The organism is Xanthomonas euvesicatoria pv. euvesicatoria, assembly GCF_020880415.1.
Taxonomy (GTDB): domain Bacteria; phylum Pseudomonadota; class Gammaproteobacteria; order Xanthomonadales; family Xanthomonadaceae; genus Xanthomonas; species Xanthomonas euvesicatoria.
In genome coordinates this window covers 17,664-31,079 of sequence record NZ_JAJIUJ010000121.1, presented here as the reverse complement: position 1 = coordinate 31,079, position 13,416 = coordinate 17,664, and the positions used below count along the sequence as shown (strand labels likewise).

Below are 13,416 nucleotides of genomic sequence, written 5' to 3'. Positions count from 1 at the left end.
GTAGATGCAACACATACGACATGCTCCCAAGCACCACGCCACAACGTGCCCTCATCCGCCCTGCGGGCAGCTTCTTCCCGATGAAGGAGGACAATGTCCCGACGCGAGAACGGAAGCCGGCGCGCCGGCGCGGGAGAAGGAAAATTACTCAGCAGCTACATCCCCTTCCCGCAAACCGCGATACGCGACCACCAAGGCCTGCACATCCTCTGCCGAGAACAACAGCTTCAGCACCGGCGAGACTTCATAGCGCTCCTCGCTGCCGCGCAAACGCGACAGCAACTGGTTGTCGCGCATCTTGCCGATGGCCGTCATCACCCGCCGCGCGAAGCCCGCCCGATCGGTGGACACGTTCTTCTCGTAGACCGACAACGCCTCCACCAACTGCGCTTCGTCCACCACCGCACGCTCGCCGCGCGTATCGGCCTCGGCCAGTTGCTGGCGCAGGAACAGCAGCAACACCGACTCGATGAACGTCAGCGGCGCGCTGCGCAGCAAGGTGGGCGATTCGAGCTCGGCGGTGTCGGCCTGGCGGGTGAAGGCCACCCCGCCCTCGCGGTCGAGCACCAGCTCCAGAAACAGCTCGCACAGCACCTGGCGGATCGCCACCTCGTTGCGCAACAACGCCGGCCACAGCGCACCGTGCCGTTGCGCATCGATGCTGGGCCCTGCCAGCAACTGGCACAGCGCACGCCGCGCGTCGAACGGCAGCGTGCCGGTGTCGCCTAAAAACAGCTCGCCGCGCGGCTCGGCACTGGAGGCTTGCGTCATCGGCATGCGGTCGTCGATGGCCGACACCGCGGTGCTCTCGTCGGCGTCCGGGCCGGCGTCCTCAGACCAGTTCATTGCGTTTCTCCCGGGTAAACCACACCAAGGGAATGCGCGCGCGCCGCACGGCGCCGTCGCTGCCTTCCCATTGCACCGTTTCCATCTGTCCTTCGATCACCATGCCGTGGCGCGTGCCCAGCGACAGGTATCCGATCACGCTGCCCAGGCCCTGCACGGACGGGCGTTGTTGCAAGGCGTCGCCGATGGTCAGCCGCGGGCGTTGGCCGAGCAGCTCATGCAGGTCGTTGCGCAGGCTGCGTACATCGATCTCCGATTGCGCGACCAGATCGCCCACGCTGTCCAGCGAGATCTCGGCCGCGTCGGCGGCCTGCACGCGTCCATCGACCTGGGTGAGCCGTGGATCGTGCAGCCGCCATTGCGACAGCGAGCGCAGGCGGCTGCTGCTGAGTGCCTGCGTATAGCCGGTGGCGGTGGTGGCGTGCAGGCTGTCGCGCAATTGCAAGGCTTCGCCCTGGGCCTGCTTGAGCAATTGATTGAGCCGGCGCTGTTCCAGATACCCACGGCTTTGCACGAACCCGCGCAGGCTGCGTGCGAAATGCTGCATCACCGTGTGCACCTCGCCGCCGCGTTCCAGCAGCGTGCCGGTCAGCCCGCGCAAGAAGGCGCGTTCGCGGCGATCAAGCTTGCGGGCAAACCCACGGGCAAGCAGCGCATCCAGCGCCTGGTCGAGCTGGCTGCTTTGCTGGGTGTCGTTGAGCAGACTCCAGAACGCCTCGAAGGTGCGCCCGGCCTCGCTGTCTGCAATCACATCCACGCCGTTGAACAATTGTTCGAGCACGTCGCCGCGCGCGCCTTCGTCGTCGATGATGCGCTCACGGAATTGGCGGTTGAGCTGCTCGAAGTCGTCGCGCACGCGGTGGAAATCTTCGGCCAGCTCGTCAGAGAGATGGATCAGGTCGCGCGCGCGTTCCAGCGCGCGTTTGCCGTCCAGCGCCGCCACGCGGCCGGAGGCCACGCGTTCGATTTCGGCATCGATGCGCGCACGTTCATCGCGCAGCGCGGCCAGCCGGAGCTCTGGATCGGCCTCGGTCTGTCCGGCCAGCTGCACCAGTTGCTGGATCACCAGCGACAGGCGGCTTTCGGTGGCGCTGCTGCTGCTTTCGCGCAGGCCGGCGATGAAGCGGATGGCCTGGGTCGCGGCACGCGAGAGTTCGTATTCTTCTTCGGCTGCGCCTTCAGGCAGGCGGCGTTCCAGCCAGCCCTGTGCCAACCAATGCGCCAGATATGCCTGTGCGGTGCGCGGCAGTTCGCGCGAGAGCTCGTCGGCGCGCAAGGCGTCGAGCTGGCGCTGCAAACGTTCGTGCAACACGGCCGAAGGCAGGCGGCGTTCGCCATCCATCAGCACCGTCTGCAGCAGGCCGATCAGCTCGGGTGCGTGGTCGGCGGCGAGCAGTTTCCATACCGGCTGCTCGCGCAGTTGCCGATAACCGGCGATACGTGCCTGGTGCTTCATGGGCGCTGCCGCGACTGCCTCAACGCTTGCCGCCCACTTCGATGAACTGCAGGAATTCGGCGCGGGTGCGCGCATCTTCGCGGAAGGTGCCCAGCATCTTGGAGGTCACCATGCTGACGCCGCGCTTGTGGATGCCGCGGGTGGTCATGCACTCGTGCGCGCCTTCCACCACCACGCCCACGCCAAGCGGCTGCAGCACGTCCTGGATGCATTGGGCGATCTGCGCGGTCATCTTTTCCTGCACCTGGAAGCGGCGCGCGTAGCTTTCCACCACGCGGGCCAGCTTGCTGATGCCGACGACCTTGCCACGCGGCAGATAGCCCACGTGCACCTTGCCGATGATCGGCGCCATGTGGTGCTCGCAATGGCTTTCGTAGGAAATGTCGCGCAGCACGATCAACTCGTCGTAGCCGGCCACTTCCTCGAAGGTGCGTTCCAGGTATTCGCGCGGTTCTTCGCGATAGCCGCTGAACCAGTCGCCGTAGGCTTCAGCCACCCGGCGCGGGGTGTCCAGCAGGCCCTCGCGCGTGGGATCTTCGCCCGCCCAGCGCAACAGGGTGCGCACGGCCTCTTCGGCCTGGGTCTGGGTGACGGAGGAATCGGGCTGGTTGGACTGGCTCATGCGCAGGTGCACCCAAAGGGGGCGTGCATGGTACCCGAGGACGGCCCGGCCGCCCCAGTGGCGGTTGCGCCAGCTTGCAAATGTTCAGTGACTATTGATTCATTTATGAATTGATAGCATCCTATCTATTATGAAACCTGCTCTTTCTCCACGCGCCCAGCTCAGTTCCGGCCTGCTGGTGGCTGCCCGTCAGTGGCAACGCTTGGCCGATCAGGCGTTTGCCGAGTTCGACCTGTCCAGCGCCTGCACCGGACCATTGCTGATGATCGGGCGCTCCGGCGGCGGCATCCGCCAGGTGGCGCTGGCCCAGCAACTGGGCATGGAAGGCCCCTCGTTGGTGCGTTTGCTGGACAAGTTGGCCGCGCAGGGCCTGCTGCGCCGCGAGGCCGACAGCAGCGACCGCCGCGCCAACCAGCTGTGGCTCACCGATGCAGGCCAGGCACTGGTCGGCCAGATCGAGATCCGCCTGGATGCACTGCGTGCGCCGGTGTTGGGCGCACTCAGCGACGCCGACGTGCAGGTGGTGCTGACCTTGTGGGAGCAGATCGCGCAGGCGCATGCGCGGCTGAGCCAGGCCGACTGAGTCGGCTGTCGGCGTCGCGCGCGACGCCCGTTGTGCCCTTTCCGATGCCCCGGCGCGCTGCGCCGGGCGCTGTGGTTCTTTTTCCAGGATGTGCCCGATGTACGGCGAATTCAGTCTCTACGGTGTGTTCGTACCCACCTTGCTGGCGTTGATGACGCTGGCCTACCTGCTCAACAGCAGCATCGCCGCGCTGCTGACCCGCGCTGGCGCCTACCGCTACATCTGGCACCCGGCGCTGTTCAACCTGGCGTTGTACATCGCACTGCTGGGCGGCCTGTTCTTCCTTACCCGTTGGATGCAATCGTGAAAAAGCTGATCAAGACCGCGGGGCCGGCACTGCTGACCCTGGCGATGGTGGTGCTGGCCGCGTGGGTGTTGCAGCACCTGTGGCGTTATTACATGCAGGCGCCGTGGACGCGCGATGCGCACGTGGGCGCCGATGTGGTGCAGGTGGCGCCGGACGTCTCCGGGTTGGTGGAATCGGTCGCCGTGGCCGACAACCAACCGGTGACGCGCGGGCAATTGCTGTTCGTGGTGGACCGCGCGCGCTATGCGATCGCGCTGGAACAGGCGCGCGCCGCGCTGGCCGAACGCCAGGCTACGCTGACCCAGTTGCGCCGCGAGATCGCGCGCGACCGCAGCCTGCAGGATCTGGTCGCCGCCGAAGATGCCGAAGTGCGCCGCTCCAACGTACAGAAGGCGCAGGCCGCAGTGGCCACCGCGCAATCGGCGGTGGATCTGGCCCAGCTCAACCTGGAACGCACCCAGGTGCGAAGCCCGGCCGACGGTCGCGTCAGCGACCGCACCGTGCGGGTGGGCGACTACGTCAACGCCGGGCGTCCGGTGGTGGCGGTGCTGGACACCGGCTCGTTCCGCGTCGATGGCTACTTCGAAGAAACCCGCCTGCAGGGCGTGCACCCCGGCCAGCGCGTGGACGTGCAGCTGATGGGCGAGCCGGTCACGCTGCAGGGGCATGTGCAGAGCATCGCCGCCGGGATCGAAGACCGCTACCGCAGCGGTAGCGCCGGCGCATTGCCCAATGTCACGCCGGCGTTCGACTGGGTCCGGCTGGCGCAACGCATCCCGGTGCGCATCGTGCTGGATCGCGTGCCTGCGCATGTGCAGTTGATCGCAGGGCGCACTGCCACGGTGAGCATTCTGCCCGACACAGCGCACCCAACCCCGGCGACCGCGCCTGCCCATGTGCAGGCCAAGGCGGCGCCATGAACCGCGCGATGTTGCGTCCGCTGGGAGTGGCCGCACTGCTGAGCATGCTCAGTGCCTGCAGCACGGTCGGCCCGAACTACGCGGTGCCGGCCGAGTCGGCCTACCAGCGCCCGGCCGCCAATGCCGCGTTCCTGGACACCGGCAACGCGCAGGTGCAGCCCGGCGCCGCGCTGCCGGCGCGCTGGTGGGCGCTGTATCAGGACCCGATGCTGGATGGCCTGATCGAGCAGGCCCTGCGCGACAACGTCGAATTGAAGGTCGCCGGTGCCAACCTGCGCCGCGCTGCCGCGGTGTACGAACAGGCCATGGATGCCGGCGGGTTCGATTACGACGTGGAAGCCGGTGTCAGCCGCGCGCAGGTCTCGGCCGAAGCATTTTTGCAGGAAGAAAAGCTGCCGGTATTCAACCTGGCCGATGGCAAGTTCGGCGTGTCGTACCAGTTCGATCTGTTCGGCAAGCTGCAACGCGGCGCCGAAGCCGCGCATGCCGACACCCAGGTGGCGCAGGCGGCGATCGATCTGGCGCGCGTCAGCGTGGCCGCGCAGGTGGCCGGCAGCTACGTGGAGATTTGCCACGCCAACCATGAGCTGCAGGTGGCCGAGCATTCGCTGCAGTTGCAGCAACACAGCCGCCAGATCACCCAGCGCCTGATCGCGGCCGGTCGCGGCACGCCGCCCGATCTGGCGCGCGCCACCGCACAGGTGGCGATGCTGGAAGCGGCGCTGCCGCCGTTGCGCGCACGCCGCCAGGCCGCCGGTTACCAATTGGCCGCGCTGCTCGGCAAGACGCCCGGCGAGTTGCCGCCCGGCGTGGACAGCTGCGCGCACGCGCCTGCAGTGCAACAGCCGATCCCGATCGGCGATGGCCGCGCGCTGCTGGCGCGCCGCCCGGACGTGCGCCAGGCCGAGCGCCGGCTCGCCGCCGCCACCGCGCGCATCGGCGTGGCCACCGCCGAGCTGTATCCGGATATCCGTCTGGGCGGCTCGATCGGTGCCACCGGCCTGCTGGCGGATTTCGGCGAGCCGGCCACGCATGCGTGGTCGTTGGGCCCGCTGATTTCCTGGACGCTGCCCTCCAGCGGTGCGCGTGCGCGGGTGCGCGCCACCGAAGCCGGCGCCGACGCGGCGCTGGCGCAGTTCGACAACACCGTGCTGCAGGCCTTGCGCGAGGTGCAGACCAGCTTGTCGCGCTATGCGCAGGACCTGGACCGCCTGCATCTGCTGGAACAGGCGCAGCAACAGGCCGAGCTGGCGTCGGCGCAAAACCGGCGCCTGTATCAGGGCGGACGCACGCCGTACCTGTCCAGCCTGGACGCCGAGCGCACCCTGGCCAGCGCCGAGATGACCCTGGCCAACGCACAGGCGCAGGTGTCGCAGGACCAGATCCAGCTGTTTCTGGCGCTGGGCGGCGGTTGGGATGCCGACGCCGGGCGCAACACCACCACGGCTGCACGATGAGCCCGTTGTTGCGCGATCGCCAGGCCTGGCTGTTTTCGGCCAAGACCTTTGCCGCCTCGATCGCGGCGCTGTATGTCGCACTGGCCGGCAATCTGTCGCGACCGTACTGGGCCATGGCCACGGTCTACATCGTTTCGCAACCGCTGCTCGGCCCCACCCGTGCCAAGGGCGTGTACCGCGTGCTCGGCACCTTGCTGGCTGGTGTGGCCACCTTGGTGATGCTGCCGAATCTGGTGGAAACGCCGTTGCTGCTGAGCGCGGCGATGGCGCTGTGGCTCTCGGCCTGCCTGTTCCTGGCGCTGCTCAATCGCGGCCCGCGCGGCTATGCATTCCTGCTGGCCGGCTACACCACCGCCTTCATCGGCTTTCCTGCGGTCACCTCGCCGGAAGGCATCTTCGACACCGTGGTGGCCCGCAGCGAAGAGATCATCCTGGGCACGGTGATGGCGGTGCTGTTCGCGTCGCTGCTGTTCCCGGCCTCGGTCAAGCCGATGCTCACCGCGCGGATCGGCAACTGGATGCAGGATGCGGCCCAGTGGTGCCGCCAGGTGCTGCAGCGCGGCCCGTCGCAGGCGCCGCGCAATCGGCTGGCGGCCGATCTGGTGCAGTTCGAGACCCTGATCGCCTTCGTGCGCCATGACGACCCACGCCATGCCGGCGCCGCGCCTGCGCTGGAACAGTTGCGCGCACGCATGCTGATGCTGTTGCCGGTGCTGTCCTCGATTGCCGACCGCCTGGACGCCTTGCAGCGCGACGACGCCGCGCACGGGCCGGAGTTGGCGACATTGCTGGAAGCTGTTGCTGCGTGGGTGGATCATGTCGCCGACACCGGCAGTGCCGATGCCGATGCCGCCCGACAGGCTGATGCACTGCGTGCGCGCATCGAGGCACTGCGCCCGGTGGTGGATCAGGACATCGATCACCTGCTGCTGGACAGTGTGCTGCTGCGCCTGAAGGAGCTGCTCGACCTGTGGCAGGACTGCCGCGCGTTGCAGCAGGCGCTGGTGCAGGGCACCGCGCCCGTTGCACTGCGTGCGCTGCCGGCGCCGGCACCTGATGCATCCCTACAAGCCGACCCTGCAGCGCGTGATGCCGCGGCGCGTTCCGCAGCGCCCGGGGCGTTGCTGCAGCGCCTGGGCTTCTCGCGCCGTCTCGCGGCGCAGCCGGCCGTGCCCACGCAGGACGACGCGGCGCCGCGCGATGGCGCGCTGCGCTCGTCAACGCGTGCGGCAGCGTGGCGGCCACCGGGCCAGCCCTCTGCAGAGATCGCTGACACTCCGGTTGCGGCACACGCCACGCGCCACATCGATTTGGGCATGGCCGCATTTTCCGCGCTAAGCGCCGGCTTCGCGCTGATGGCGTACTGCGTGTTGTGGATCGGCATCGGCTGGGAAGGCGGCGGCAACGGCGCGATGATGGCCGCAGTGACTGCTGCGTTTTTCGCCGCGCAGGACGACCCCGCGCCGAGCATGCTGTCGTTCCTGACCTGGGCGGTGGTGGCCAGCGTGGTTGCCGGCATCTATCAGTTCGGCATCTTCCCGGCCATCCACGATTTCCCGATGCTGGTGGTGGTGCTGGCGGCGGTCTTCCTGCCATTGGGCGCACTGCTGCATCGCCCCGGGAGCATGCTGATCGCCTTGCCGCTGGTGGTGAACCTCACCGCGCTGCTGAGCCTGCAGAACACCTACAGCGCCAACCTGCAGAGCTTCGTCAACGCGGCGGTGGCGATGGTGCTGGGGATCGGGTTTGCGGTGGTGCTGACGCGTCTGTTTCGTTCGGTCGGTGCCGAATGGAGCGCGCGCCGACTGGTGCGCCAGGGCTGGCGCACGCTGGCCGATGCCGCCGACGGACATGGCGCGCAGGATCGCCAGCACTTTGCCGCACGCATGCTGGATCTGCTTGGTCTGCTTGCGCCACGGCTGGCGTTGACGCCGGAAGGTAGCGACCTGGCCTCGGTGGATATGCTCAACGAAGTGCGCGTAGGCTTGAACATCCTGCAGCTGCGCCGCGCACGGCATGGCTTGCCGGCGTCCAGTCGCGATGCGGTGGACGCGATGTTGCGCGACGTGGCTGCGCACTACCGGCGGCAGGTTGCACGGAAGCGTCCGTTGCCTGGGCCGGATGCGTTGCGCGACCGTCTGGATGCATCACTGACGCGCGTGGGCAAGGTGCCGGCAGGCGCGCATCGTGATGAAGCGTTGTTGGGGTTGATTGGTTTGCGTTACAGCGTGTTTGCTAAGACAACAGCGCAGCATCAGGACGGCGCAGAACAGCAGCCCGCGTTAGCCCCTCTCCCGCCAGGACGATAAGGCACTGCTTGCGCGCCACTGGCGCGCATGTCTTGCAGCGGCCGCGCTGCTAGTGCAGGCCGGGACGCGGAGCGGGGGTTGAGCTGAGGGTTTGGCTACCAATGCACGACCGCAGCATCGAAGCTTCACCTTGGCGGCGCGTGGCGACGCGTTTACCACGCTCGGTATGCCAATCACCTGAGGCGCCCCTCATCCGCCCTTCGGGCACCTTCTCCCCCATGAAGGGGGACAATGTCCCGCAGGGAGAAGGGAAGGGCTCTGCCCGCGCGCGCGCATCACCGCTTGCGCTGATGCATCGCCGCTTCGTCGTCCAGCCAGTTGCTGCCCTTGTTGGTCAGGAAGAACATGTAGACCACCAACGACACCGCAATCACCGCCGTCGCATAGATCACGAACTCGGTCACGTGGTTGGTCTTCAGCGAGGCCTGATACAGCAACGGCGCGGTTCCGCCGAAGGCCGAATTGGCCAGCGCGTAGCCAAGGCCGACACCCAGCGCGCGCACGTGGGTGGGGAACAATTCCGCCTTCACCACGGCATTGATCGAGGTGTAGCCGGTCAGGATCACAAAGCCCACGGTGAGGATTGCGAACGCGGTCAACCAGTCGGTCTGCTTGGGCAGTTCCATCACCAGGAACCAGGTGTAGAGCACGCCGCCGATGCCGAAGAACACCAGCAAGGTCTTGCGCCCGACGATGTCCGACAACCAGCCGCCCACCGGCTGCATCAGCATCAGCACGGTCAGCGCCACCAGATTGATGATGGTGCCGGCCATCACGTCGCCACCGGCGAACGCGGTCTGGATCATCTTCGGCCCGGTGACCGAATAGGTGTAGAACGCGATCGTGCCGCCGGCGGTGATCAAAAAGCACAACAGCAGCGGACGCCACTGATTGACGAACAATTCGCGCATCGAGCCGGAGGCCTTGGCCTTGCCGGTACGCGAATCGGCGATGGATTCGGAGCTCAGCGACTCATCCATCGTGCGGCGCAGCCAGAACACCACCAACGCGCCGATGCCGCCCAGCCCGAACGCCACGCGCCAGCCCCATTCGGAGACCTGCGAGGCATCGAAGAAATGCAACATGATCAGCAAGGTGGTCTGTGCCAGTACGTGCCCGCCCACCAGCGTCACGTAATGGAACGACGACAAAAACCCGCGCCGGCCGGGAATCGCCGCTTCGGACATGTACGTGGCGCTGGTGCCGTATTCGCCGCCGGTCGCAAAGCCCTGCAGCAGGCGCGCCACCAGCAAGATGATCGGCGCAGCGATGCCGATCGTGGCCACCGTGGGCGTGATCGCAATCACGAACGAGCACAGCGCCATCACCGATACCGAAATGGTCAACGCCAGGCGGCGGCCATAACGGTCGGCGAAGCGGCCGAAATACCACGCGCCGATCGGGCGCATCAGGAACGTCATCGCAAAGATCGCCCACACGAACATGGTGGCGTTCTTGTCTTCCTTGGAAAAGAACTGCGACTCGAAGTAGGTGGCGAACACCGAATAGACGTAGACGTCGTACCACTCGACGAGGTTGCCGGCCGAGCCCTTGAGCGTGTTGGACACCGAGCGGCGAAGGCTGCCGGCAGCTGTGCCAGAACCGGCAGCGATCGGAGACGATGGGGGTGCGCTCATGCGGTCAGAACCTCTTCGGTGGGACAGCACCGGAGTATAGGTGCGCGCTTGTGTGACGCATGTAAGCATTTTGGCTTATAGATGGCGGCAACTCGCACACCGGGCCGCCTGCTTCAGCCCGCTTTTGGCGTGGGTGCCGCCAGCGCGTGGCTGTACTTGCCGGAGCGATCGAAACAGCACGCACGCCGCTTGCCCGAGGCCAGCATGGCGCATGCGGTGGCGATGCGCTTGCCCCGCGTTTGGGCCTTCTTGCCGGACACCACCCAGAAGATCCAATCGCGCCGCGCCACGGCGGTGATGTCGTCCCAGGTCGCACGCGCGGCCGGATGCGCGGCCAGCGCTGCATGCAGATCGTCCGGCACCAGCGGCTCGGGCTCTTCGGCCACGGGCGTCAGCGCGAGCGCCACCGTCTGTCCAGCGCACACACCGGCTGCCTGCTGCAGGGCGCGTTCGATCGTCAGCCAATGCCCGCCCCGCCCGTCCGGCTGCAGCGTCGCCTGCAGTGGGTGCCCGGCCACCGTCCCAGTGACGCTCACCATGCTGCGCGTGGGCAGTCTGTAGCTTGCTGCCATGGGCAGTACCAGAAACAGCCAGGACGCACCGGCAGGCATTGCCGGTTCCAGCAACGTTGCCTTGCAGTGGATGATGGCGCTAGCTTGCGTCATGTCGCCTTGCTTTAACCGGCTATCCAATCGCCTATGAATATGTCACTGGCCTTCATGCCATGCACCTAGTCTCTAAGATATCTTACGCATGAGCCCGCAAGGCTTTCATTTTACTATTCCGAAAATTCTTTCAAAGAGGAATACGTCGTGCAAGAACGCAACTCCAGAAGTCGCCTACTGTTGACGACAACACTATTGGTCAGTTCAATGACCTGTGCCCACGCCGCGGACCAGCGAAATACCACTTTTAATTCCTCAAATGGTTTGTCCGCAACATATGTGACGTGTCAAAAACAGGCACGCGGTGCGGTAGAACGTGCTGCGTGTGTGTCCCAGGAAGAGACGCTTCAGGACAGACGCTTGAACAAAGCGTACAAACTGCTTTTGAGTTCTCTAAAGGCTGATGTGCGTACCAAACTAGTGGAGGCGCAACGCGCATGGCTGCAGTCCAGAACCAAAGACGGCAATTTGGAGGCCGCGATTTATGGGGATAGCCAAGCGGAAAACATTGAATCCGCAGAGGCTGCCATGCTGAGGCTGACCGCACGGGCTGATCAACTCGAGAAGTATGCCGCACTAATCAACTGATTCAACGTTAAAAACCGTTAAGAAAGGAACTCTTATGCCTACCAATATCGATACGCGCGATCTCGAAACCGTCTCTGGCGCCGTTTACTTTTCCGTCGGACGCGGAACCGAGGGCGGTGCCGCCTCTTATCATTTGGCAATTGCGGGAATTACTGTCGGCACGTCAGAGCCTCGCTGGGGTGAGGTCAATCGCGTCGCACAGAATAGCGGCTATAGCCTTGGTACGATTCAAGTCGACTTCGGCCAACGTGGCACGTGGCCGCTAGGTTCGATTGAGAACCGTGCGCTGCAACCGGGTGAGCAAACCTACGTTGATGGCGTTATCCAGCAGGCCGCAGCATACGCCAAGGAGCACAAACTTCCCTTCGCGGAAGATCATGCGGATTTACGCCGCGATCTATTGAGTCATGGAAACGGTTTGAACGGTCGGCCCACACTCAATTTTATTGATGTCGGTACGCGCGACAGCATCAACGCGTGGGCTAGCTCTACAGAAGGCAAGCAGTGGATCCACAGCAATATCGATTATCCGCAGGTCAGGAATGCCACGCAGACGGCAATGGGAATTCTAGACGCGCATGGCACTAACATCGCAGAAGATCGCCGGTTTGAAGCAATTAGCCTGCTCGCAAAGACAGCGAATCAAATGCCTAGCCAATTAGTAAAACTTGAAAAGGTTCTCAAGGAAGGTGGAGATTACGATCAGTTGTTAGCCAAGGCAGATCAGATTCGTTCGACTCACACATATTATGATGGCCCTAAGGCTGCGAATGTTGCCCAGAATTATGAGGATGCATATCCTCAGAATCAGGCTGCGCTGGATCGAGCCCATTTGAAAGTCAGTGGCAGAAACTTCGACCCTTCCTCTGAGCGTACTGATCCCGATGTCCAGAAAGCGCTGGAACTGGTTAACGCATCACCGGGCCGGCAGGCCGCGCAGAGCCATATCCTCAAAGAGGGTTCCAGCGGCCGTGAAGTACGCAAACTCGAATCCAATCTTAGCGCGCTGGGGTATGGCGACTCAGACGGCCATGCGTTACAGATAGACCAAAAGTTTAATGCGTCGACCAAGCAGGCGGTCGAGGCATTCCAGTGGGCCAATGGACTGACGCCTGTTGATGGAAAGGCAGGCCCAGCGACGCTAGATGCCATTGGTCGGCAAGCACGCGGCCTACAATCCGATCTGATCGAGCTTGGTTTTACCGGCGCGGACAGTAAGCCCCTGCGTGTGGATGGCTATTTGGGGAGTGGCACACGTCAAGCGGTCAGCGCCTTCCAGGAAGCCAATGGATTACCGGTCACTGGCATTGCAGATCGTGGAACGCTAGACAGCTTGGCAAGGCAAACAGCAGAGCAGATCCAAACCAATGACCCTGAGCAGGCACCTGGTACGTACCGAGGACATAGGCATACCGGGACTATGGAGGCGCCCTCACCGCGCAGCGATGAGGTGCTCGCCAGACCGGCAAACACTCCTCCACTGCTTTCGAGCCCAAATCATAGTCATCATTCCTTCTTCCACCAGATGCTGGAAAAGGTGCATGCAGCCGAATCGCAACGTGGCATTTGCTCAGGCCTGCACAGTGAGCGCCTTGCCGGAGTACTCTCAGTGGAAGGGATCCGCAGCGGACTAACGTCGGTAGACCGCGTCGAGCTGAATAGCGACGGCTCCCTGGCACGTGCAGTGCAGATCAGCACCTCTCGCGACGAGGCGGCATTGAATCGCTGCACTTCACCGGTGAATACGGGGCAAGCGGTGAACCAAACGCTACAGGAGAGCAGTGAGCAAGCGCAGCAAGTAGTGGCTATGGAGCGCTCGCGCGCGATGGAGCAATCGCAACAGCAGAATCAAACTCGGGGATCTGCCAGCATGGTGGCCTGACATCCTTGCCCGCCCCGGCACAGAACTGTGCTGAGGGGCGGGATGATGTCCAAAGACTGTTCGCCAGGGGAGATGGCGCACAGTGGGGCATGAGCCGCCGCCCTGTCGCCTCGCCCCTTCACAAACCCCATGCCACCGGCCTTG

General features: G+C 64.7%; 12 protein-coding genes. 7 read left to right on the top strand and 5 right to left on the bottom strand.

Annotation, left to right across the window (positions count from 1 at the left end):
- Positions 1-144: 144 nt before the first annotated feature.
- From LN450_RS23080 to folE, 3 genes are read right to left on the bottom strand one after another with little or no spacing between them, the layout of a single operon-like run.
- The gene (locus LN450_RS23080; RefSeq protein ID WP_008574660.1) at positions 145-846 is read right to left on the bottom strand and encodes a DUF4194 domain-containing protein; all 702 of its coding nucleotides are present in this window, start codon (positions 844-846) and stop codon (positions 145-147) included.
- Positions 833-2,302, bottom strand: coding sequence for a DUF3375 domain-containing protein (locus LN450_RS23075; RefSeq protein ID WP_011349144.1), 1,470 nt, complete (start codon positions 2,300-2,302; stop codon positions 833-835). The genes LN450_RS23080 and LN450_RS23075 overlap by 14 nt, the downstream gene beginning before the upstream one ends.
- A 19-nt stretch (positions 2,303-2,321) precedes the next feature.
- The gene (gene folE / locus LN450_RS23070) at positions 2,322-2,924 is read right to left on the bottom strand and encodes a GTP cyclohydrolase I FolE (RefSeq protein WP_008574657.1); all 603 of its coding nucleotides are present in this window, start codon (positions 2,922-2,924) and stop codon (positions 2,322-2,324) included.
- 130 nt (positions 2,925-3,054) lie between these two features.
- On the opposite strand from folE, the gene LN450_RS23065 reads away from it, so the two are divergent.
- The 5 genes from LN450_RS23065 (at position 3,055) to LN450_RS23045 (ending at position 8,500) form a co-directional block, all read left to right on the top strand.
- The gene (locus LN450_RS23065) at positions 3,055-3,507 is read left to right on the top strand and encodes a MarR family winged helix-turn-helix transcriptional regulator (RefSeq protein WP_011349145.1); all 453 of its coding nucleotides are present in this window, start codon (positions 3,055-3,057) and stop codon (positions 3,505-3,507) included.
- An 88-nt stretch (positions 3,508-3,595) separates the two neighbouring features.
- Complete coding sequence (locus tag LN450_RS23060) at positions 3,596-3,814, top strand: DUF1656 domain-containing protein (protein ID WP_008574653.1); 219 nt, start codon at positions 3,596-3,598, stop codon at positions 3,812-3,814.
- Entirely contained in the window at positions 3,811-4,734 is a 924-nt protein-coding gene (locus LN450_RS23055) for an efflux RND transporter periplasmic adaptor subunit (protein WP_011349147.1), read from the top strand. Before LN450_RS23060 ends, LN450_RS23055 begins: the two co-directional genes overlap by 4 nt.
- Positions 4,731-6,191, top strand: coding sequence for an efflux transporter outer membrane subunit (locus LN450_RS23050; protein ID WP_011349148.1), 1,461 nt, complete (start codon positions 4,731-4,733; stop codon positions 6,189-6,191). The genes LN450_RS23055 and LN450_RS23050 overlap by 4 nt, the downstream gene beginning before the upstream one ends.
- Entirely contained in the window at positions 6,188-8,500 is a 2,313-nt protein-coding gene (locus tag LN450_RS23045; protein WP_011349149.1) for an FUSC family protein, read from the top strand. The genes LN450_RS23050 and LN450_RS23045 overlap by 4 nt, the downstream gene beginning before the upstream one ends.
- Before the next feature lie 275 nt (positions 8,501-8,775).
- Here the strand turns inward: LN450_RS23045 and LN450_RS23040 are convergent, their stop codons facing one another.
- The gene (locus LN450_RS23040) at positions 8,776-10,137 is read right to left on the bottom strand and encodes an MFS transporter (RefSeq protein WP_011349150.1); all 1,362 of its coding nucleotides are present in this window, start codon (positions 10,135-10,137) and stop codon (positions 8,776-8,778) included.
- Between the two features lie 113 nt (positions 10,138-10,250).
- On the bottom strand, positions 10,251-10,802 hold the full coding sequence (locus tag LN450_RS23035; protein WP_011349151.1) for a YdeI/OmpD-associated family protein: 552 nt from the start codon (positions 10,800-10,802) through the stop codon (positions 10,251-10,253).
- Between the two features lie 207 nt (positions 10,803-11,009).
- On the opposite strand from LN450_RS23035, the gene LN450_RS23030 reads away from it, so the two are divergent.
- Together LN450_RS23030 and LN450_RS23025 are read left to right on the top strand one after the other, a co-directional pair.
- On the top strand, positions 11,010-11,390 hold the full coding sequence (locus tag LN450_RS23030; protein ID WP_046934767.1) for a lysozyme inhibitor LprI family protein: 381 nt from the start codon (positions 11,010-11,012) through the stop codon (positions 11,388-11,390).
- A 34-nt stretch (positions 11,391-11,424) separates the two neighbouring features.
- Positions 11,425-13,272, top strand: coding sequence for a peptidoglycan-binding domain-containing protein (locus tag LN450_RS23025; protein WP_011349153.1), 1,848 nt, complete (start codon positions 11,425-11,427; stop codon positions 13,270-13,272).
- The last annotated feature ends 144 nt before the right edge of the window (positions 13,273-13,416 follow it).

What these genes read in the sequence shown, in the direction of transcription:
- LN450_RS23035 (WP_011349151.1), bottom strand. Translation starts at nt 10,802, where the DNA reads ATGACGCAAGCTAGCGCCATCATCCACTGCAAGGCAACGTTGCTGGAA.
- LN450_RS23040 (WP_011349150.1), bottom strand. Translation starts at nt 10,137, where the DNA reads ATGAGCGCACCCCCATCGTCTCCGATCGCTGCCGGTTCTGGCACAGCT.
- LN450_RS23050 (WP_011349148.1), top strand. Translation starts at nt 4,731, where the DNA reads ATGAACCGCGCGATGTTGCGTCCGCTGGGAGTGGCCGCACTGCTGAGC.
- LN450_RS23060 (WP_008574653.1), top strand. Translation starts at nt 3,596, where the DNA reads ATGTGCCCGATGTACGGCGAATTCAGTCTCTACGGTGTGTTCGTACCC.
- LN450_RS23045 (WP_011349149.1), top strand. Translation starts at nt 6,188, where the DNA reads ATGAGCCCGTTGTTGCGCGATCGCCAGGCCTGGCTGTTTTCGGCCAAG.
- LN450_RS23075 (WP_011349144.1), bottom strand. Translation starts at nt 2,302, where the DNA reads ATGAAGCACCAGGCACGTATCGCCGGTTATCGGCAACTGCGCGAGCAG.
- LN450_RS23025 (WP_011349153.1), top strand. Translation starts at nt 11,425, where the DNA reads ATGCCTACCAATATCGATACGCGCGATCTCGAAACCGTCTCTGGCGCC.
- LN450_RS23080 (WP_008574660.1), bottom strand. Translation starts at nt 846, where the DNA reads ATGAACTGGTCTGAGGACGCCGGCCCGGACGCCGACGAGAGCACCGCG.
- LN450_RS23030 (WP_046934767.1), top strand. Translation starts at nt 11,010, where the DNA reads ATGACCTGTGCCCACGCCGCGGACCAGCGAAATACCACTTTTAATTCC.
- LN450_RS23065 (WP_011349145.1), top strand. Translation starts at nt 3,055, where the DNA reads ATGAAACCTGCTCTTTCTCCACGCGCCCAGCTCAGTTCCGGCCTGCTG.
- folE (WP_008574657.1), bottom strand. Translation starts at nt 2,924, where the DNA reads ATGAGCCAGTCCAACCAGCCCGATTCCTCCGTCACCCAGACCCAGGCC.